Origin of the sequence: Rathayibacter sp. VKM Ac-2762 (assembly GCF_009866585.1) — a bacterium.
Taxonomy (GTDB): domain Bacteria; phylum Actinomycetota; class Actinomycetes; order Actinomycetales; family Microbacteriaceae; genus Rathayibacter.
On sequence record NZ_CP047419.1, the window covers coordinates 203,601 to 223,418 of the forward strand.

Below are 19,818 nucleotides of genomic sequence, written 5' to 3' on the forward strand. Positions count from 1 at the left end.
AAGGGGCCCCCGAGGAAGGACGGACCGCGGTGCGGATCAGACCGAGGCGGGGGAGGTCTCGCCGTTCTGGCCGACCGTGAGCAGCGGCAGCGCGACGCGGAAGGTCGCGCCTCCGCCCGGCGTCTCGACGACGTCCACGCGGCCCTTGTGCGCGGCGACGATCGAGGACACGATCGCCAGCCCGAGGCCGCTGCCGCCGGTCTCGCGGGTCCGCGACGTGTCCGCGCGCCAGAAGCGCTGGAAGATCTTCTCGCGGATCTGCGGCGGGATGCCCTCGCCGTGGTCGATGACCTCCAGCAGGGCGAGGCGGCGGGAGCGGTCGACGGCGACGCCGATCTCGATCGGAGTGTCCTCGGGCGTGTAGCGGACGGCGTTGCCGATCAGGTTCGTCAGGACCTGGCGGATCTTGTTCTCCTCCGCCATCACCATCGCGGGCACGCCCGGCTCCTCGGGGGCGGTGGCGGTGCCGGCGGCGATCTCCTCGGCGTTGACCCGGCGCGGACGCCGGCGGAATCGGGCGAGCCTCGCTCCTGCCGCGGCGATCGGGCCGGTGAGCCCGGGGTTCGTCAGCTCCATGGTCTGAGTGGCGGAGGCGCCGGCCTCGTCGGGCTCGAGCGCGGGCGTCTCCACGGGGGTGTCGTCGCGGGTCTCGACGCCGAAGTCGCGGTCGGGCCAGGAGGCCATCGCGTCCATCGCGGCGTCGCGGGCGAGCGGCATCAGATCGACGGGCGCGAGTGCGAGAGGCTTCGTCTCGTCGAGGCGGGCGAGCTCGAGGAGGTCCTCGACCAGGCCGCCCATCCGGATCGCCTCCTTCTCGATGCGCTCCATCGCCTGGCCGACGGCCTCGGGCGTCTGCAGAGCGCCCATCCGGTACAGCTCGGCGTAGCCGCGGACGGAGACCAGCGGGGTGCGCAGCTCGTGGCTGGCGTCGCCGACGAAGCGGCGCATCTGGTCGATCGTGCGGGCGCGGTCGCGGAAGGCGGAGTCGATCCGCCCGAGCATCGCGTTCAGGGAGCGGTTGAGGCGCCCGACCTCGGTGTTGGGCGTCGTGCCGTCCAGACGCTGGCTGAAGTCGCCGTCCGCGATGGCGGCGGCGGTCTGCTCGACCTCGCGCAGCGGGGCGAAGGTGGTGGTGACCAGCAGGCGGGTGAGGAGTGCGCCGATCACGACGATCGCGACTCCGAAGCCGAGGAAGATCGTGAGGTACGTCGTCATGATGACGTCGACGCTGCGGGTCGACACCGCGAGCAGGAGCGTCTGGTACTCGGTGCCCCTCGTGAACACCGTCGACATGACGTGGTACTCGACCTTGCCGTTGGAGCTCCAGATCTCCATCGGCTTGTCGCCGCCCTGCAGCGCCTGCTCGAGGGTGAAGGTCTGCGGGAAGGCAGGATCGGCCGCGCCGGACGCGTTCGTGTTGTCGAGCGTGCCGTACTGGTCGTAGACGGCGCCGAAGTCGGCCTTGGACTCATCGATCGCGGCGAGGTCGTTGACGGAGAGGTCGCTCGCCGTCCGCTGGACCTGGTCGGCCAGCTGCGCGTCGAGCTGGGCGACGAGCTGCGGCTTAAGCATCGTCATCGTCCCGATCCCGGAGACGAGGAGTCCCAGCGTGAGCAGGAGGACCGTGACCGCGGTGATCTTCGTGCGCAACGAGATGGAGTTCCACCGCTCGGCCAGACCCTGGTGCATGGCGGTGGAACTCCCTCGGGATCGGCGGGCGCCGCGCCTCCGGCGGGAGGTGGCGCCGAGGTGGCGGAGGCTAGGCCTTCGCGACCTTCAGCATGTATCCGAATCCTCGCTTGGTCTGGATGAGCGATTCCTCCGAATGCGTGTCGAGCTTACGTCGCAGGTACGAGATGTAGGACTCGACGATGCCCGCATCGCCGTTGAAGTCGTACTCCCACACGTGGTCGAGGATCTGCGCCTTGCTGAGCACCCGGTTCGGGTTGAGCATCAGGTAGCGGAGCAGCTTGAACTCGGTGGGGCTGAGCTCCACCGGCTCGTCGCCGACGAGGACCTCGTGCGTGTCCTGGTCCATGGTCAGCTCGCCGGCCCGGATGACCGCGTCCTCCTCGGCGTGCATGGTGCGGCGGAGGATCGCCTTGATGCGCGCGACGATCTCGTCGAGGCTGAACGGCTTCGTGACGTAGTCGTCACCGCCGACGGTGAGGCCCGTGATCTTGTCCTCGGTGTCGTCCTTCGCCGTGAGGAAGAGGATGGGGGAGGTGTACCCGGCCGAGCGGAGGCGCTTGGTCACGCCGAACCCGTTCATGTCGGGGAGCATCACGTCGAGGATGATCAGGTCCGGCTCCTCCTCGAGGACCGCCGAGATCGCCTGGGCCCCGTTGCCGACCGCACGCACGGCGAAGCCGGCGAAGCGGAGGCTCGTGGTGAGCAGGTCTCTGATGTTGGGCTCGTCGTCGACGATGAGAATGCGGGGTCCGTCCATGCAGGACAGTATCTGGCCGTCAGCTGTACGGAGTCTGGGAGTCGGTTGTCCGGGCGCTCGGTGCAGGCTCGGCGGCGGGGAACGCCGGATCGGAGGCGGTGCGGCAGGAGGAGAGCGCGTCCGATCAGGACTGCGCGCGGCGGCGCCGGACCCCCACGATGAGCATCGCGATCATCATGAGGAACGCGATGGGCAGGCCCACCAGCGGCACAGCGAAGACGAACTGCCAGAACGGGCCGGCGTACTCGCGGATCCCGAGCGCGGGGGCGACCAGGATCGCGAGGAACGCGAGGACCGTCACGACGATGATCGCGATGAACATGTAGGCGAGCGTGCGCTCCGCGCGTCCGACGCCCGCCGGCTCCTGTGGCTTCACCCGTCAAGGATAGGGCGGCCCCGGTCGACTAAACTGATGGCTGCTTCATTTCCAGGAGGGGTCTGCATGCCTACCGGCAAGGTCAAGTTCTACGACGAGGAGAAGGGCTTCGGCTTCATCAGCACTGATGACGGCCAGGAGGTCTTCCTGCACGCTTCCGCGCTGCCCTCCGGGACCGCGGTCAAGGCTGGCACCCGCCTCGAGTTCGGCATCGCCGACGGCAAGCGCGGGGCGCAGGCGCTCTCGGCGCGCGTCCTCGACGCTCCGCCGAGCCTGGTGAAGCTCAACCGGAAGTCCGCGGACGACATGTCCGTGATCGTGGAGGACACGGTCAAGCTGCTCGACGGGATCGGCGCCGGGCTCAAGCGCGGCCGCTACCCCGACAAGGCCCACGGGCGCACGATCGCGGCGCTCCTGCGCCGGGTTGCGGACGAGCTGGATGCCTGACGCCGACGGCACGACCGACGAGCAGGGCCCGGTCGAGGAGACCGTCGCCGCTCCGACCCCGGAGGACGCTCGCGTGGAGCAGTCCTCGGGAGAGGGCGTCTCCGGCGCCGAGCCCGACGCGACTCCCGCCGATTCTGACTCCTCCGCTGAGGACGCGCGCGGAGCCGACGAGGAGACCGACGCTGACCAGGCGGCTCCTGTCGACGAGGCTCCCTCCGGCGAGGGTGAGAGCGACGCGGCCCTCCCGGTGACCGAGGCTTCTGGCGAGGACTCCGCCTCTGCGGAGAAGACTCTTCCGGCCGACGACGTCGCCGCGGAGGCGGGAGTCTCCGGCTCGGGCACGGCTTCTGCTGCAGTGCCGGCTCCTGCTGAGGACGCGGCCCTTGCTGACGATGCGGTTCCTGCTGACGACGCGGGAACACCTGAGGACTCGGCTCCTGCTCAGGACATGGCTCCTGCTGACGACTCGGCTCCTGCTGAGGATGCGGCTCCTGCTGAGGATGCGGCTCCTGCTGAGGATGCGACTTCTGCGGAGGATTCCGGCCCCGTCGCCGACGACCGTTCCGAGGCCGACGACGACGCTTCCACGGGGGAGGCGGACGAGGCCGCCGCGGACGAGGCTCCCGAGCCCGTCTACGAGGCGGACGCCGTGCTTGCCGGGTCTCTCGATGTCGCGCGCGCCGCGCTCGCCGAGATCGCCCCCGAGGGGACGATCGGCGAGCTGGTCACGACTCTGGCGCAGGGCGAGCACGTCGTGTCGCTGCAGTTCGCGAACCTCATGCGCGGGTACCCGGGTTGGCTGTGGACGGCGACGCTGTCCCGGATCGACGAGACCGAGGACGTGAACGTCCTGGAGGTCGAGCTGCTGCCGGGCGAGGGCGCGGTCCTCGCTCCGGACTGGGTGCCGTGGTCCGTGCGTCTCGCCGACTACCAGACCGCGCAGGACGCGCTCGGCGAGGAGGTCGAGGACGCGGACGACGACGAGCTCGAGGACGCCGAGGAAGACGACCTCGACGACGAGTCGGACGACGACTCCGACGAGGACGAGGACGCGGGCGACGACGACGACTCGGATGACGACGACGACTCGGACGACGATTCCGACGGCGACGACTCGGACGACGAGGACTCGGACGACTCCGACGACGACGACCCGGACGACGAGGACTCCGACGACGTCGAGCCCGAGCCCGCTCCCGCCCCGACGACCCGTCGCCGTCGACGTCGCCGCTGATCCGGTCCGGCGCCGCCCGATGAGCATCGACTCCGACACCCGCATCGCTTATCCCGACGGCGCCATGCGCTCCTCCGGGCGCGTGCAGCACGTGGGCCGGCTGGAGGACGGCCGCTGGGCGGTCGTCCTCGATGCGACCTCCGCTCACCCCGTCGACCCGACCTGGCCCGACCAGGGGCCCGACCGCGGCGCGCTGGTCGTGGCGGGGGAGCGGCATCCCCTCATCGACTGCCGCATCGGGGCGTGGCAGGGCGGCGAGCTGCACGTCGGCGCGCGGCTCCCGGCGCGGCTCGGCACTCCGGAGTGGAGCTGCGTCGTCGTCCACATCGTCGACGACGCCTCCTCACTCCACGTGGACGACGAGGTCGACGTGGAGGTCGACGCGGAGCACCGGCACGAGCTCTCCCGTGGGCACACCGCCTGCCACCTCGCCTCCCTCGCCCTGAACGCCGCTCTGGCCTCGTTCTGGTCGAAGCCGGCGCGCACCGACGCCCTGGGCAACCCGGACTTCGACCAGGCGGCGATCCAGACCTCGCGGATCCGCGAGTCCGGCTCCACCGACGTCTACCGCCTCGGTAAGTCCCTCCGACGCAGCGGGATGGACACCGCCCGCCTGCTGGCGGAGATCCTCGAGGTGCAGGAGCGGGTGAACGCCCTCCTCGCCGAGTGGATCGCCTCGGACGCGGAGGTGCGCATCGAGCGCGACGACGACCTCCTCAGCACGCGGCGGACCTGGCGCTGCACCCTCCCCGCGGGGGACGCCGCGATCGCGTGCGGCGGCACCCACGTCGAGCGCCTCGGCGAGTTCACCGGCCTGCGCGTCCGTCTCGAGCCCGAGGCCGACGGCACCGGACTCCGGATGGAGACCGACGCGGTCTAGCGGCGGTTGCGGCTGTAGAAAAGCCCGATCGTGCCGAGGACCAGTCCGATCACGACGGTCGACAGGACGACCGGCTCGATGACGGCTCCGACGGCCGTCGCCACGAGCACGGCCACGAGCGCGACCGCCCAGACGACGCACCCGACCAGCAGAGCCGTCGCGTCGTCGCTCGCGTAGGGCGGCGGCGCGGGCCGCCGCTCCTCCTCGCGCAGCCACAGCCGCATGGCGTGCCTCAGACCGCCAGGCGCTCGAGGACGTGGTCGATGCAGCCGAGCAGCGAGCGGACGTCGTCCGGCTCGATCGCGACGAACGTCGCCACGCGCAGCTGGTTGCGGCCGAGCTTGCGGTACGGCTCCGTGTCGACGATCCCGTTCGCGCGGAGGATCTTCGCGACGAGAGCGGCATCGACGGAGGCGTCGAAGTCGACGGTCGCGACGACCTGGGAGCGGTGCTCGGGCACCTCGACGAACGGGGTGGCGAGGCTCGAGGCCTCGGCCCAGTCGTAGATCGCGGAGGAGGACTCGGCCGTGCGCGCCGACGCCCAGGCCAGGCCGCCCGAGGCGTTCATCCACTCGAGCTGCGACTCCATCAGCAGGAGGGTCGAGAGCGCCGGAGTGTTCAGCGTCTGGTTCAGGCGCGAGTTGTCGACGGCGTTCTTGAGGCTCAGGAACTCGGGGATGTAGCGGCCGCTCGCCGCGATGCGCTCGATCCGCTCGATCGCGGCGGGGGAGAAGAGGCCGAACCAGAGTCCGCCGTCGGAGGCGAAGTTCTTCTGCGGGGCGAAGTAGTAGACGTCGGCCTCGGCGATGTCGACGTCGATGCCGCCCGCCGCGCTGGTGGCATCGATGACGGTGAGCGCGCCCTCGTCGCCGCGGACCCGGCGGACGGAGGCCATCACTCCGGTGCTCGTCTCGTTGTGGGGCCACGCGTACACGTCGATCCCCTCGACGACCTCGACCTCGCTCCGGGACCCCGCGGGGGCGGAGACGACGTGGGCCGGCTCGAGGAACGGCGCGGAGGCGGCGGCCGCGAACTTCTGGCCGAACTCGCCGAACGTGAGGTTCTCGGCGCGGCGCTCGATGAGGGAGAAGGCCGCGGCGTCCCAGAAGGCGGTCGAGCCGCCGTTGCCCAGCAGGACCTCGTAGCCGTCGGGGATGCGGAACAGCGTGGCGAGATGCTCGCGCACGCGCCCGACGAGGTCCTTGACGGGCGCCTGGCGGTGCGAGGTCCCGAGGAGGTGCGCGCCCTGCGTCGCGAGGTGGGCGAGCTGGTCGTGCCGCACCTTGGACGGGCCGCAGCCGAACCGTCCGTCGTGGGGGAGCAGCTCGCGAGGAATGGTGAGGTCCGGCATGCGTTAATACTAGGGTTCCCGGCCCGCACCCCTCCTCCGAGCGACGGAGGCCTGAGTCGCGCCGCAGCGCCGATGCTGCGTCGTGGCGACCACTAGGGTGGAGCGCGCCGAGACGGGAAGGCTGAGATGACGGATCTGATCGACACCACCGAGATGTACCTGCGCACCATCCTCGAGCTCGAGGAGGAGAACATCATCCCGCTGCGCGCGCGCATCTCGGAGCGGCTCAGCCACTCCGGGCCGACCGTGTCGCAGACCGTCGGTCGCATGGAGCGCGACGGCCTCGTCGTCGTCTCGGGCGACCGCCACCTCGAGCTCACCTCCGACGGCCGCCGCAAGGCGATCCACGTCATGCGCAAGCACCGCCTCGCCGAGCGGCTCCTCCACGACGTCATCAAGCTCGACTGGGAGTTCGTGCACGAGGAGGCCTGCCGCTGGGAGCACGTGATGAGCGAGCAGGTCGAGCGCCGTCTCCTCGAGATGCTCGACCACCCGACGGAGTCGCCCTACGGCAATCCGATCCCGGGCCTGGACGAGCTCGGCGACACCCCCGCCTCCCGCTTCGCCGACGGCGTCATCAGCCTGCCGCGCTTCGTCGCGGGGTCGAGCGAGCCCCGCCGCGGCGTCGTCCGACGCCTCGGCGAGCCGGCGCAGGTCGATCCGGAGCTCCTCCTCCAGCTCAAGCAGGCCGGGGTCGTGCCCGGTGCCGAGGGCGAGTTCTCGGCCCTCAACGGCTACGTGCTCGCGCGCATCGACGGAGCCGAGGCGGGCATCGAGCTGCCCAACGAGGTCGCGGCGCACATCTTCCTCGTCGTCTGACCCGCGCCTCCCTGGGAGTGGCCCGTACGGGCCCTTACCGCATCCGGTGACCGGAGGCGAACGGGAGAGCGGTCTCTTCCCGCCGAGAAGGTGACAAATCGGTAACGGTCGCTTACGCTCTGTGGAGCCCTGCGGCCGAGCCTCGGTCCCAGGGCGCGGGATCCGACGCCCCCACACCCGTCTCGGATCCTGTGCACACCGATGCTTCGTGCATGAGACGGGACAGCTGCCTGGGCTGAGGGGACGTCGGAGGATCTCCCCCTTGCCCCAGAACCCCCTCACCCCGAACGAGGACGCCGGCTCACCCGACCGGTTCCGCTCCAACCACCCCGACCGCTCCGGCGACGCGACCTTCGAGAACCGGCCCCCGGTCATCCGCGCCCGGATCCACGGGGACGCACCCGTCTCCCGTCGCGCCGTTCCCGCAGCTCCTGCCCGCCGCGCGGACATCACCGACTTCGTGCCGTCGCCGGCCGGGACCCCGCGCAAGCGCCGGGGCCGTGTCGTCGGCAAGGTCGCGATGGTCGGCTTCGCCGGCGCGCTGGTCGCGACGATGGCGCTCCCCGCCTACGCCTTCACTCCGGGCAGCCAGGACGACGGCCTGTTCGCGGCGACGCGAGCCGACCTCCTCCGCCAGGGCTCCGCGCAGACCGTCGCCGTCGACGGCGGAGTGGTGCAGGCCGCGATCGCCCGCGACGGCTTCTCGGCCGAGGCGGCGCCCCCGCCGCCCGCACCGGAGCCCGAGCCCGTCGTGGTGGCCGAGCCCGTCGTCGACACGAGCGACGTCGCCGAGGCGCGCGCCGAGACCGCCGAGGAGTTCAACTCCTACTCCGGCGCCTCGGCCAGCGAGATCGCGGCCGCCGCCCCGACCACCAGCTACAGCCTCTCGGCGGTGTTCAACACGGCGATGCAGTACCAGGGCGTGCCCTACGTCTTCGGCGGAGCCGACCCGAGCGGCTTCGACTGCTCCGGCTTCGTGATGTACGTCTTCGCCCAGTACGGCATCTCGATGCCGCACTCGGCCGCGGGCCAGGGCGCCATGGGCACCCCCGTCTCGCTCGCCGACGCGCAGCCCGGCGACCTCGTCATCATGGACGGCCACGACGGCTTCTACGCGGGCAACGGCAACATCCTGCACGCGCCGTACGAGGGCGCGAGCGTCCGCGTGCAGCCGCTGTGGACCTCCGACTACCGGATCGTGCGCATCAACGGCTGATCCGGTCTGTCCGCTCGAGAGCCCGTCCCCTCCTGGAGGGGGCGGGCTCTCGTCGTCCCGCCGTGTGAACGCCGCGTGACGAATCCGGACCGACCCCTGGTGTTCCGGGCGTGAAGGGTTAACCTGAACCCCAGTCCGCTCGCGTGGCGAGCGGATCGATTCGTCGAGGGACGGAGTGCCGGGATGGCCGAGCGGAGCGGGCGCCACAGCGTGGGGCTGCGCTCGTGCGTGCGGCCGGCCGATTCGATACGCGCGCGGGTCCTCACCGCGGCGGTGCACTCCTCCGACACGCGGATACGACTCCACGTCATCGCGCGGCACTCCGCCGCGGCCTCGCAGGGCGCCGTCATCACGACGGCGCCCTTGCTCGTGGTCGCGGCGCTTTCGCGTGACGGCGTGCGACAGCACGGAGGTCACTGATGCGCACTCTGGTTCTCAACGCCGGCTACGAGCCGCTCGCGGTGGTGTCGTTCAAGCGGGCCCTGGTCCTGCTGATGACGGAGAAGGCGACCGTGATCGCCGCGGACGAGGGCAATCCGGTGCACAGCGCGCACGGCGACCACGTGCGGCCCTCGGTGATCGTGCTGACCCGGTACGTGCGCATCCCGAGCGGCCGGAGCGTGCCGGTGTCGCGCCGGGGCGTGCTCCGCCGGGACAACCACCGCTGCGGCTACTGCGGTCAGCACGCGGCGACGATCGACCACATCCAGCCCAAGTCGCGCGGGGGCCGGGACACGTGGGAGAACCTCGTCGCCTGCTGCCAGCGCTGCAACAACGTCAAGAGCGACCGCACCCCGCACGAGATGGGATGGCGTCTGCGCACCGTCCCCCGGATGCCGCGCGCCGGCTCCTGGCTCGTGCGCGGCGCGGAGCGGACGCAGCCCGACTGGGACGACTACCTGGCTCCCGCCGCCTGACGCTGCGGAGTCGGCATCGCCCCCGCGGATATCCGATGACGACGTTCCGCCGTTCGAGTGGACGCGGTGCGAGGGGCGGGCTCGGCAAGGCGGAGGAGGAAGCGATACCGGCGGTATCGCGCCTGACGACAACGCCGCTGAGGTCGTCCCTCGCGCCGCGTCATTCGTTGTCGTTGCCGGTGTTGGCGCTGGCGTTGCCGGGGCGCTCGCCGGCCCAGGTCCAGTTCGCGACCTCGGGGATGTCCTCGCCGTGCTCGCGGGTATAGGCGCGGGCGCGGATGCGGGCGTCCTGCATCTCCTGGCGGAGACCGGCGGCGCGGGCGCCGAGGCCGGGGGTCCGGTCGATGACGTCGATCACCAGCGAGTAGCGGTCGAGGTCGTTGAGCATCACCATGTCGAACGGAGTGGTGGTGGTGCCGTTCTCCTTGTACCCGCGCACGTGCAGGTTGCCGTGGCCGGTCCGCTTGTAGGTCAGGCGGTGGATGAGCCACGGATAGCCGTGGTACGCGAACACGATCGGGCGGTCGGGGGTGAAGACCGCATCGAACTCGCGGTCGGAGAGGCCGTGCGGGTGCTCCGACTCCGACATCAGGCGCATCAGATCGACCACGTTGACCGTGCGGATCGCGAGGTCCGGCAGCTTCTCGCGGAGGATGCTCACCGCCGCGAGGGTCTCGAGGGTCGGCACGTCGCCCGCGCAGGCGAGCACGACGTCCGGGGACTCGCCCTGCCGCTCGCTGCTCGCCCACTCCAGGATGCCGAGTCCGCGCGTGCAGTGGGCGACCGCCTCCGCCATCGTGAGCCACTGGGGCGAGGGCTGCTTCCCGGCGACGACCACGTTGACGTAGTCGACGCTCCGGAGGCAGTGGTCGTAGGTCGAGAGGAGCGTGTTCGCGTCGAAGGGCAGGTAGACGCGCACGACCTCGGGCTTCTTGTTGACGACGTGGTCGATGAAGCCGGGGTCCTGGTGGCTGAAGCCGTTGTGGTCCTGGCGCCAGACGTGGCTCGAGAGCAGGTAGTTGAGGCTCGCGATCGGGCGGCGCCACTCGATGTCGCGGGTGCCGTCCAGCCACTTCGCGTGCTGGTTGAACATCGAGTCGATGATGTGGATGAACGCCTCGTAGCAGGTGAAGAGCCCGTGGCGGCCGGTGAGCAGGTAGCCCTCCAGCCAGCCCTGGCACTGGTGCTCCGAGAGCACCTCCATGACCCGCCCGGCGCGGGCCAGGTGGTCGTCGAGGGGGCTGAGCTCGGCGTCCCACTGCTTGTCGGTGGCGGCGTAGACGGACTGCAGCCGGTTGCTCGCGACCTCGTCCGGCCCGAAGAGGCGGAAGTTGGTCGGGTTGGCGCGGATGACGTCGGCGAGCCATTCGCCGAGCACCTTCGTCGCCTCCGCGACGGTGCCACCCGGCTGCTCCACGACGACCTCGTAGCGGCGGAAGTCGGGCAGGTCGAGGGTCTGCCGCAGCAGCCCGCCGTTCGCGTGCGGGGTCGCGCTCATCCGCAGCTCGCCCTCGGGGGCCAGCGAGCGGACGCGGTCGACCACGCCGCCCTCCTCGGTGAAGAGCTCCTCGGGCCGGTAGGAGCGGAGCCAGTCCTCGAGGAGGCGGGTGTGCGCCTCGGTGTCGCGGGCGTTGGGCAGCGGGACCTGGTGCGAGCGGTAGGTGCCCTCCACCTGGACGCCGTCGATCTCGGTCGGGCAGGTCCAGCCCTTCGGGGTCTTCAGCACGATCATCGGCCAGGCCGGGCGTGAGAGGTCGCCGGCGGCGGCGCGCTCCTTGATCGCCGCGATGCGGTCGAGCACCGTGTCCAGGACGTCGGCGAACCGCTCGTGCACGCGCATCGGGTCCTCGCCGTCGAAGCCGCCCTCGACGAGGAACGGCTCGTGGCCGTACCCGCGGAGGAGGCTGTCGAGCTCCTCCTGCGGGATCCGGGCGAGGACGGTCGGGTTCGCGATCTTCCAGCCGTTGAGGTGCAGGATCGGCAGGACGACGCCGTCGGTGAGCGGGTTCACGAACTTGTTGGAGTGCCAGCTGGTGGCGAGCGGGCCGGTCTCGGCCTCGCCGTCGCCGACGACCGCCGCGACCAGGAGGTCCGGGTTGTCGAAGGCCGCTCCGTACGCGTGGCTCAGCGCGTACCCGAGCTCTCCGCCCTCGTGGATGCTGCCCGGAGTCTCGGGGGCGGCGTGGCTGGGGATGCCCCCGGGGAAGCTGAACTGGCGGAAGAGGCGGCGCAGCCCCTCCTCCGACTCGTCGATGTGGGAGTAGATCTCGCTGTAGGTGCCGTCGAGGTAGGCGTTGGCGACCATGCCCGGTCCGCCGTGGCCGGGACCGGTGATGTAGAGGGTCGGCTGGCGGCGCTCGCGGATCGCGCGGTTCAGGTGCGCGTAGATCAGGTTGAGGCCGGGGGTGGTGCCCCAGTGGCCGAGCAGACGGGGCTTGATGTCCTCCCGGCTCAGCGGGGTCTTCAGGAGCGGGTTCGCGAGCAGGTAGATCTGCCCGACCGCGAGGTAGTTCGCGGCGCGCCACCAGGCGTCGACGGTGTCGAGAGTGTCCTGCGTCAGCTCGGCGTCGGCGGGTCGGGCGATCCAGCTGTGCTCGGGGACGGGCAGGAGGGACGGAGCGGGGGAGTCGGCCATGTGCCCACGCTGGCATCCGGACGCCCGGGGCGGAAGGGCCTTGCAGGCCCGGCTCCGGAGGGGGTCAGCCGCGCGGCGTCGCCCGGCGGAGGACCAGCGAGCCGACCGCCGTCAGGAGCGCGGCGGGGACGAGGAGCAGAGCGGCGGCTCCGGCGGTGCCCGCGCTCTCGAGGACGTCCACCACGACCGGCCGGCCCCCGGCGAGAGCGACGACGACGACCACCGCGAGTGCCACCGCTCCGAGGGCGAGGAGGAAGGCCGTCACCCCGCGCTCCCGCCAGCGGAGGAAGACCGCTCCCGCTGCTCCCCCGAGGGCGAAGGCGGCGAGGAGGGAGCAGAGCAGGACGACGAAGCGCTCGTGCCACGGACCGTCGAGGGGGGAGGCGAGGAAGAGCGCGCCACCCAGCCCCCAGCCCCCGGTCGCCTCCTCGAGCACCCCGAGTACCACGACGATCGCCGCCCAGAGCACCGACAGGGCCGCGAAGGCGAGGGCGCTGCCGAGGACGTGGTCGCGTCGGGTCGCTCCGTAGCTCAGCGCCAGCCCGAAGGTGGCGGTCGTGGCCTGGATGGAGCCGATGAAGAGGAAGACGACGATCAGCATCCCCGGCCCCACGAGGAGGATGCCGGAGTCGCCGCCGCCCCGCTCGGCCCCGATCCCGCGGAGGACGAGCCACCAGATCACGAGGTTGCCGGCGAGGACGGCGAGCAGGACGAGCAGCGGCCAGCCGAGGACCGTCCCGGGGTGGGCGAGGTGGAGCCTCAGAACGGAGAGGATCCTCCGCGAGGAGGCGGAGCGGCGGGCGGGGGCGGTCATGGTCGGTCCTCTCGGATCGGTGGCGGTGGTGTCAGCTGCTGCGCGGGGTGGCGCGGCGGAGGATCGCCCAGCCCGCGACTCCGGCGATCGCGGTCGGGATGAGCGAGAGGGCGTAGCCGCCCGCGTATCCGACGCTGCCGAAGAAGGAGCCGACGGCGGGCCAGTTCTCGGTGAGCGTGAGGAGGGTGATCACGGCCAGCAGGAGGGCGCCGAGGATCCCGAAGAAGAGGAGCATCCCGCGCTGGCGCCAGCGCACGTAGACCGCCGCCGTCGCCGCTCCGATGAAGAAGAAGAAGAGCAGGGCGCAGAGCACCGCGACGGCCTGCTCGCCCACGGAGTCCCCGCCGAAGTAGATCGAGCGGAAGAAGCTGCCGCCGAAGCCCCAGCCGTCGGTCGCCCGCTCCACGATCCCGAGGACCACGAAGACGCCGGTGTAGAAGACCGAGAGGGCGACGAAGGTGAGGGCCGTACCGAGGGAGAAGTCGCGGCGGGTGGCGCCGTAGCCGAGGGCGAGGCCGAAGGTGACGTTCACCGACTGGACGGCCACGACCATCATGTAGACGAAGAGGAAGAAGGACGCACCGGAGTAGGTCATCCCCTCCTGCGCCTCGAGGCGCTCGCCGGAGTCGAGCCCGCGGAGGATCAGCCACCAGACGACCAGGTTGCCCGACAGGATGACGGCCGTGATGATCAGCGGCGTGTAGAGGATGGTGGCGGGGTTCGCGAAGTGCAGGCGGACGATGCTGCCGAGGCGGCCGGCGGCGGTGTCGTGGCGCGCGGGGGCGCCGGTGACGGCGGTCATTCCGAGGCCTTCCCGGTGGTGAGCTGGACGACGAGCTGCTGGAGGGGGACGGACTCGAGCTCGAGCCCGTGGCGGGCGGCGGAGGCGCGGCCCGCGTCGTCGAGCCGGGGGAGCGTGGCCGAGGCGCGGCTGCCGAGAGCGGAGCGGGCGATGACCTCGCGTCCGGCGGTGAACGACTCGACGGCCTGCCGGGGTCCGATGACCGTTGCCGCAGCACCCCGCAGCTCCTCCGCGTCACTGTCGACGACGAGGCGGCCCTGATCGATGACGAGGACGTGCTCGAGCAGACTGCTGACCTCGTCGATGAGGTGGGTGGAGAGGACGACCGTGCGCGGGTGCTCGGCGAAGTCCTGGAGGAGGCGGTCGTAGAACAGCTGCCGGGCGACGGCGTCCAGCCCCAGGTACGGCTCGTCGAAGAACGTGAGCGGGGCGCGGGAGGCGAGACCGACGATCACTCCGATCGCCGAGAGCTGTCCGCGGGAGAGCTTCTTGATCTTGCGGTCGACCGGGAGGCGGAAGTCCTCGACGAGCTCGCGGGCGAACGCCTCGTCCCAGCCGTCGAAGAACCAGGGAGCGCTGCGCAGGACGTGCTTCACCTTGAAGTCGTCCGGGTACTTCTGGCTCTCCTTGATGAAGCAGGTGCGGGAGAGGACGGCGGCGTTCTCCACCGGCGACTGCCCGAAGACGCGGATCTCGCCCGAGCTGGCGAACTCCTGGCCGGTGAGCAGCGACATCAGCGTCGTCTTGCCCGCGCCGTTGCGGCCGAGGAGGCCGTGGATGCGGTTCTCCTCCAGCGCGAAGCCGATGCCGTCGACGGCGCGCATGCGTCCGTAGTGCTTGGTGAGGTCGTGGACCTCGATGACCGCGCTCATCGCGATCCCCCTTCTGTGATCATGTCGGCGAGCTGCTCGGTGCTGAGGCCGAGCTTGGCGGCCTCGGCGAGCAGCGGAGCGACGAACTGGTCGCGGAACTGCGTGCGGCGCTTCTCGACCAGCCGGTCGCGCGCCCCCTCGGCGACGAACATGCCGATCCCCCTCTTCTTGTAGAGCACCCCGTCGTCGACGAGCAGGTTCACGCCCTTGCCGGCGGTGGCCGGGTTGATGCGGTGGAACGCGGCGAACTCGTTGGTCGACGGGACCTGCGACTCCTCCGGCAGCGCGCCGTCGATGATGTCGTTCTCGATCTGCTCGGCGATCTGCAGGAAGAGCGGGCGGGAGTCGTCCACGCGGGCTCCTTCGGTGCTGGGTTGGGTGGTTAGTTGGTGTTGTAACTAACCATGGAGGCGGGAGGCGTCCGTGTCAAGAGGTGCGTGCCGCTCGGTCAGCGCGACGAGGCCCGCGGCGTGCTTCGCTGGCGTTGTGGTGAGGCCCTGTCGTCGCTTCGCGGGGGGCGGGGCACGGCGGGTACACTGGCTCGGCCAGCCTCTGTAGCTCAATGGAAGAGCGACTCCGTCCTAAGGAGCAGGTTGGGGGTTCGAGTCCCTCCAGGGGCACCACAGTGTCGTCACCAAGACCCTTGCCAGAGAAAAACGCCGAGACGGCGCCGATCTCGGCTTCCAGGAAGCTGCTGAGGCTCCGAGCACCACTCTTTCGAGTGGTGCTTTTTTCGTGTGCTGCGAGCTGAACGGCGGTTGAGACGATCGTGGCGAAGGGCTCGTTCAACTCGACGGTGATGGTCTCGTTCGCGTGAACGAGAACACGCGCCAGGAAGACCCGATTGACGAGCTTCTTCACTTGGTCGGGTGCCCCGCCGTAAGCGCTGGCACACTCCGCGGTCGACGCACGCCGGGCGAACGGCCCTGATAGTGGCTGGTCCTGCGTGCGGCAGCTTCGGTGCCCCGGGCCGCCGGCCCTTGCTGCCGCCCGTGTCGGGAAGCAGGGCCTGCGCTAGCGTCGCTCCATGACCACACGTGAGTTGCGCGACGAGCTCGCCGCGTTCGTCGCCGAGCGGGAGTGGGCGCAGTTCCACTCGGAGGAGAACCTGGCGAAGAGCATCGCCATCGAGGCGGGGGAACTGCTCGAATGCTTCCAGTGGGGCCCCGACGCCGACCGGGATGCCGTCCGATCCGAGCTGGCGGACGTCCTCACCTATTGCCTGCTGCTCGCGGACAGGATCGGCGCCGACCCCGAGGACCTGGTGCGGTCGAAGCTCGTGCGGACGCGCGAGAAGTACCCGGTGGACAGGGCTCGGGGAAGCAGCGCCCGGTATGACGCCCTCTGACATCGAGCGGATCGTCTTCGACGGGCCGTCCGTCAAGGTCTGGGCGATGACGGACGACCGCCGCTCGAACTGGCCGGTCGTCTACGTCCTGGACGAGAGCAAGCGCCGCGCGAGGCGTCTTCCGCGGGTCTACGTCGGAGAGACGAGGAGCGCGGCGAGCCGGCTGCGGCAGCACCTGGGCTCGATCGACAAGGTAGATCTCCAGACGGCGCGCGTGATCGTCGATCCGAGGTTCAACAAGTCGGTCTGCCTCGATCTCGAGTCCTTCCTGATCAAGCTGCTCTTCGCGGAAGGTCGATTCGCCGTCCTCAATCGCAATGAGGGGATCGTCGACTCCGACTACTACGACCGGGCGGCCTACCAGGACCGTTTCGCCGAGATCTTCGAGCAGCTGCGCCTGGAAGGCCTGTTCACGCGGAGCATCGCCGAGATCGAGAACAGCGACCTGTTCAAACTTTCACCCTTCAAGACGCTCACCTCCGAGCAGGCGGCGGCGGTCGTCGGAATCGTCGACGCGCTCGTCGAGGACCTCGGGAAGCAGACGCAGTCCACGTCGATCGTTCAGGGAGAGCCGGGGACGGGCAAGACGATCGTCGCCGTCTACCTCCTCAAGCTCCTCGCGGACGTCCGGCTGTTCGCGGAGAGGATCGACAGAGCCGAGGAGGCTCCCGGCGAGGACCGGCTGGACGACCTCGTCGAGGGCGACTCCGTCTTCTCGGACTTCTTCTTCGCCGACACCCGCGAACTGCTGCGCGGGCTGCGGGTCGGGATCGTCGTGCCGCAGCAGTCTTTGCGCTCCTCGATCAAGAAGGTCTTCGCCAAGACCACAGGGCTCGACGAGAAGATGGTGCTCACTCCCTTCCAGGTCGGTGAGGACCCGGGACGCTGGGACCTCCTCGTCGTCGACGAGTCGCACCGCCTCAATCAGCGGGCCAACCAGCCGTCGGGCTCCCTCAACAAGAAGTTCACGGACATCACCACTGCGCTGTTCGGCTCCGACGATCACGCCCGGACTCAGCTCGACTGGATCCGCGCGAAGAGCGATCACCAGATCCTCCTTCTCGACGCGGCGCAGTCGGTCCGACCGGCAGACCTTCCGCGGCCCGCGATCGACGCGTTGATCCGATCCGCTCAGGAGGACGGCCGCCTGCACCGTCTGACCTCGCAGATGCGAGTGCGCGCCGGAACGGACTACGTCGGCTGGGTGCGCGCCGTCCTCGATCCGACGGCAGCAGACCTCCCCCGGCGACCGGACCTCGGCGAGTACGACCTCCGCTTCTACGACGACTTCGGAGCCCTGCGGCGCGACCTGCGGCAGCGGGAGGAGGAGACCGGTCTGGCGCGGCTGGTCGCCGGCTACGCGTGGCGCTGGACGTCGCGGAAGGATCCGTCAGCCGCCGACATCGAGATCCAGGGAGAGCGGCTCCGCTGGAACAGCACGCAGGTCGACTGGATCGCGTCGCCCGGCTCCGCCGATGAGATGGGCTCGATCCACACCGTGCAGGGGTACGACCTGAACTACGCGGGCGTGGTCATCGGCCCGGACCTGAGGTGGGACAGCGAGAAGGGCCGGCTGAGGGTCTCCCGCTCGGATTACCACGATAAGAAGGGCAAGGAGAACAACCCGGGACGGATGGGCCGCGACTACACCGACGACGAGCTCCTGCAGTACATCGTCAACATCTACGCGGTGCTGCTGACCCGCGGGATGCTCGGCACGTACGTGTACGTCTGCGACGACGCCCTCCGGGAAAGACTCCGGACGGCCTTCGGCCGACCGCTCACGGCCTTCTGAGGGCGTCTCGCGGGCCTTCGCTCAGGCGGCGCCGCCATGATCGAGGCTGGTACTCGACGGAAGGTTCTCTGTGAGCATGTTCAAGCGCGTTCTCGGCATGGCGTCGAAGGCGCTCGATTCGAAGAGCGGCCCGGGGTCGTCCTCGAGCGGGACGACCGATTGGCGCGATCTCGTGCGCACCGCCGCCGACAAGGTGACGGGCGACTCGCGGAGCGGGCAGGCCCAGCCGCCTCAGCAGTACGGCTCACCGCAGCGACCCTCCGCGCGCCCGCAGGACGCCCGGCCCGGGCAGCAGCCGGTGGTCACGCAGGAAGACCGCGCAGCGATCGCGCGCTACGACTACCTCCTCCGCACCGCCGACCCCGAGCAGCTCGAGCAGGTGCACCGGGACGCGTTCGCGAAGCTGACGACGGCGCAGCGCACACAGGTCGAGGCGCGGCTCCGCGACGAGCTGCCCGCGAACGAGCAGCCGCGGTCCTCCGCCCCCGAGGACCTGGCGCGCGCCGCGACGCGCGGCGAGGCGAACGATCCGGGGTTCCTCAAGAAGATGTTCTCGAAGCCGGGGACCCGCGGCGCCCTCGCGGGTGCCGGCGTCGGAGCGGCGGCGGGCATCGGGCTCGGCGCGGCGGGCGGACTGCTCGCGGCGGTCGCGGGCGGTGCCGTGATCAGCAGCGTCGCCGGTCCGCTGCTCGCGCAGGCATCCGGCCTCGGCGTGGACTTCGAGAACCTCGCCGGCGGGTTCGGCGACCTGGGCGACTTCGGCGACATCACGGGCGGCGCGGGAGAGTTCGTCTCCGGTGCGGGTGAGCACGTGTCCGGGCTGGGGGAGCAGGTGTCGGAGTTCGGCTCCGACTTCCAGCTGCCGGGGCTCGGCGACCTCGGGAACCTCTTCGACCGCTAGACGGACGGGACCGGAGCGCGCCGGCGGAGGAGCGGCGACGCGATCGCGAGCGCCGCGCCGACGACGAGCAGCACGGCCCCCACGATCGCGACGGCGGTCGTCGACCAGTCGGGGAGGTCGACCACCGTCGTGCCGTCGAGCAGCGTCCATTCGCACGCCGCGCCCAGCGGCCACCACGACCAGAAGCCGCGGACCAGGTCGCCTGCCTCGGGCGGGACGCCGCCCAGGCTGACGCTGCAGACGTCGTCGAAGCCCTGACGGTCGATGTTCGCGTACTGCAGCGGCACGAGCGCGAGGGCCGCGAGTCCGGCGACGGCGAGGGCGAGGCCGGCGAGCAGGGCGAGACGCGCGGCGGTCAGGCGCTTCCTCGCCGGCGTCGAGGCGGGGGCGGGCGGCGTCTCGGTCATCGTCCGATGGTGGCACGCGTTCGTGGGGAGCAGGCGTGTGCCCGGGATCGGCGCCGAACAGCGCGGAGGCACGGGGCGGATGCGTCGGAGCCGCTCCTCGACCGCAGGCGCCACGGACGTCGGCCGGCACAGCGGCGACGGGGAGCCCTCGGCGTCGTACCCTCGACTGCATGGGGTTCGTCTTCTCGCTGGTGATCATCGTCCTGACCGTGCTCGCGCTGGTCGACGTCGTGCGGCAGCCGGACAACGTCATCAAGAACCTGCCCAAGATCGTGTGGATCCTGCTGATCTTCTTCCTCCCGCTCATCGGCGTCTCGCTGTGGTTCCTGCTCGGGCACGACTGGAAGCGCGGCGACGGCGGATCCTTCGTGCCGGGCGGCCGAGTGCCCCGCCGCCGGAAGCAGGCGCCGCCGCCGATGGTGGTGCGGCCCGCTCCGAAGAGCACCGAGGAGCAGCTCGCCGACCTCGAGCGCGAGGAGGCGCACTACGCGCGGCTCGCCGAGGAGCAGCGTCGCCGCCGCGAGGGTGAGCGGCCGCTCGACGCGTGAGCGGCCG

The 19,818-nt window shown here is 70.7% G+C and carries 21 protein-coding genes and 1 tRNA gene; 11 read left to right on the plus strand and 11 right to left on the minus strand.

All coding sequences use genetic code 11. The annotated features are described in order from the left end of the window. Positions 1–36: 36 nt before the first annotated feature. From GTU71_RS01045 to GTU71_RS01055, 3 genes are all read right to left on the minus strand, one after another. Complete coding sequence (locus tag GTU71_RS01045) at positions 37–1,689, minus strand: HAMP domain-containing sensor histidine kinase (protein ID WP_104224601.1); 1,653 nt, start codon at positions 1,687–1,689, stop codon at positions 37–39. 70 nt (positions 1,690–1,759) lie between these two features. Continuing rightward, entirely contained in the window at positions 1,760–2,449 is a 690-nt protein-coding gene (locus tag GTU71_RS01050; RefSeq protein ID WP_055787731.1) for a response regulator transcription factor, read from the minus strand. A gap of 124 nt (positions 2,450–2,573) precedes the next feature. Next, a complete protein-coding gene (locus tag GTU71_RS01055) occupies positions 2,574–2,825 on the minus strand; it encodes a hypothetical protein (protein WP_244229474.1) in 252 nt (83 codons plus the stop codon). Positions 2,826–2,891: 66 nt separating this feature from the next. On the opposite strand from GTU71_RS01055, the gene GTU71_RS01060 reads away from it, so the two are divergent. Genes GTU71_RS01060 through GTU71_RS01070 form a run of 3 tightly spaced genes read left to right on the plus strand, consistent with a single transcriptional unit; the run spans position 2,892 to position 5,386 of the window. After that, positions 2,892–3,272, plus strand: coding sequence for a cold shock domain-containing protein (locus GTU71_RS01060; protein ID WP_104224602.1), 381 nt, complete (start codon positions 2,892–2,894; stop codon positions 3,270–3,272). Further along, the gene (locus GTU71_RS16365) at positions 3,265–4,506 is read left to right on the plus strand and encodes a DUF3027 domain-containing protein (protein ID WP_244230597.1); all 1,242 of its coding nucleotides are present in this window, start codon (positions 3,265–3,267) and stop codon (positions 4,504–4,506) included. Before GTU71_RS01060 ends, GTU71_RS16365 begins: the two co-directional genes overlap by 8 nt. A gap of 19 nt (positions 4,507–4,525) precedes the next feature. After that, the gene (locus GTU71_RS01070) at positions 4,526–5,386 is read left to right on the plus strand and encodes a metal-dependent hydrolase (RefSeq protein ID WP_159939114.1); all 861 of its coding nucleotides are present in this window, start codon (positions 4,526–4,528) and stop codon (positions 5,384–5,386) included. On the opposite strand, the gene GTU71_RS01075 is transcribed toward GTU71_RS01070, so the two are convergent. Together GTU71_RS01075 and serC are read right to left on the minus strand one after the other, a co-directional pair. Next, the gene (locus GTU71_RS01075; protein ID WP_104224604.1) at positions 5,383–5,610 is read right to left on the minus strand and encodes a DUF2530 domain-containing protein; all 228 of its coding nucleotides are present in this window, start codon (positions 5,608–5,610) and stop codon (positions 5,383–5,385) included. The genes GTU71_RS01070 and GTU71_RS01075 overlap by 4 nt on opposite strands. 8 nt (positions 5,611–5,618) lie before the next feature. After that, a complete protein-coding gene (serC, locus tag GTU71_RS01080) occupies positions 5,619–6,737 on the minus strand; it encodes a phosphoserine transaminase (RefSeq protein ID WP_104346440.1) in 1,119 nt (372 codons plus the stop codon). A 126-nt stretch (positions 6,738–6,863) separates the two neighbouring features. Between serC and GTU71_RS01085 the strand changes: the two genes are divergently transcribed. The 3 genes from GTU71_RS01085 (at position 6,864) to GTU71_RS01095 (ending at position 9,689) form a co-directional block, all read left to right on the plus strand. Then, on the plus strand, positions 6,864–7,556 hold the full coding sequence (locus GTU71_RS01085; protein WP_104224606.1) for a metal-dependent transcriptional regulator: 693 nt from the start codon (positions 6,864–6,866) through the stop codon (positions 7,554–7,556). A 262-nt stretch (positions 7,557–7,818) separates the two neighbouring features. Continuing rightward, complete coding sequence (locus tag GTU71_RS01090; protein WP_244230598.1) at positions 7,819–8,772, plus strand: C40 family peptidase; 954 nt, start codon at positions 7,819–7,821, stop codon at positions 8,770–8,772. Between the two features lie 419 nt (positions 8,773–9,191). Beyond that, positions 9,192–9,689, plus strand: a complete 498-nt coding sequence (locus GTU71_RS01095; protein ID WP_104224608.1) for an HNH endonuclease — start codon at positions 9,192–9,194, stop codon at positions 9,687–9,689. A gap of 160 nt (positions 9,690–9,849) precedes the next feature. On the opposite strand, the gene GTU71_RS01100 is transcribed toward GTU71_RS01095, so the two are convergent. The 5 genes from GTU71_RS01100 to GTU71_RS01120 form a co-directional block, all read right to left on the minus strand. After that, a complete protein-coding gene (locus tag GTU71_RS01100) occupies positions 9,850–12,324 on the minus strand; it encodes a phosphoketolase family protein (protein ID WP_159939115.1) in 2,475 nt (824 codons plus the stop codon). A 64-nt stretch (positions 12,325–12,388) separates the two neighbouring features. Then, positions 12,389–13,138 (minus strand): hypothetical protein, encoded by a 750-nt coding sequence (locus GTU71_RS01105; protein WP_159939116.1) that lies wholly within the window; start codon positions 13,136–13,138, stop codon positions 12,389–12,391. A 31-nt stretch (positions 13,139–13,169) separates the two neighbouring features. Then, positions 13,170–13,940 carry an ABC transporter permease gene (locus GTU71_RS01110; RefSeq protein WP_159939117.1) on the minus strand — a complete coding sequence of 257 codons (771 nt, stop codon included), beginning with the start codon at positions 13,938–13,940 and terminating at the stop codon, positions 13,170–13,172. Beyond that, entirely contained in the window at positions 13,937–14,812 is an 876-nt protein-coding gene (locus tag GTU71_RS01115) for an ABC transporter ATP-binding protein (protein WP_104224612.1), read from the minus strand. Before GTU71_RS01115 ends, GTU71_RS01110 begins: the two co-directional genes overlap by 4 nt. Further along, positions 14,809–15,165, minus strand: coding sequence for a GntR family transcriptional regulator (locus tag GTU71_RS01120; RefSeq protein WP_104224613.1), 357 nt, complete (start codon positions 15,163–15,165; stop codon positions 14,809–14,811). The genes GTU71_RS01115 and GTU71_RS01120 overlap by 4 nt, the downstream gene beginning before the upstream one ends. A 195-nt stretch (positions 15,166–15,360) precedes the next feature. Between GTU71_RS01120 and GTU71_RS01125 the strand changes: the two genes are divergently transcribed. The 4 genes from GTU71_RS01125 to GTU71_RS01140 all read left to right on the plus strand — a co-directional run bounded on the left by GTU71_RS01125 (position 15,361) and on the right by GTU71_RS01140 (position 18,856). Beyond that, positions 15,361–15,435, plus strand: a tRNA-Arg gene (locus tag GTU71_RS01125). Between the two features lie 404 nt (positions 15,436–15,839). After that, the gene (locus tag GTU71_RS01130) at positions 15,840–16,160 is read left to right on the plus strand and encodes a nucleotide pyrophosphohydrolase (RefSeq protein ID WP_159939118.1); all 321 of its coding nucleotides are present in this window, start codon (positions 15,840–15,842) and stop codon (positions 16,158–16,160) included. After that, positions 16,147–17,955: a DUF2075 domain-containing protein gene (locus GTU71_RS01135; protein ID WP_159939119.1), complete on the plus strand. Its 1,809-nt coding sequence runs from the start codon at positions 16,147–16,149 to the stop codon at positions 17,953–17,955. Before GTU71_RS01130 ends, GTU71_RS01135 begins: the two co-directional genes overlap by 14 nt. A 76-nt stretch (positions 17,956–18,031) precedes the next feature. Continuing rightward, positions 18,032–18,856, plus strand: coding sequence for a hypothetical protein (locus GTU71_RS01140; RefSeq protein WP_244230599.1), 825 nt, complete (start codon positions 18,032–18,034; stop codon positions 18,854–18,856). Here the strand turns inward: GTU71_RS01140 and GTU71_RS01145 are convergent. Then, positions 18,853–19,263 carry a hypothetical protein gene (locus GTU71_RS01145; protein WP_104291646.1) on the minus strand — a complete coding sequence of 137 codons (411 nt, stop codon included), beginning with the start codon at positions 19,261–19,263 and terminating at the stop codon, positions 18,853–18,855. The genes GTU71_RS01140 and GTU71_RS01145 overlap by 4 nt on opposite strands. A 170-nt stretch (positions 19,264–19,433) precedes the next feature. Between GTU71_RS01145 and GTU71_RS01150 the strand changes: the two genes are divergently transcribed. Continuing rightward, entirely contained in the window at positions 19,434–19,811 is a 378-nt protein-coding gene (locus tag GTU71_RS01150) for a PLD nuclease N-terminal domain-containing protein (RefSeq protein WP_104273107.1), read from the plus strand. Positions 19,812–19,818 lie beyond the last annotated feature (7 nt).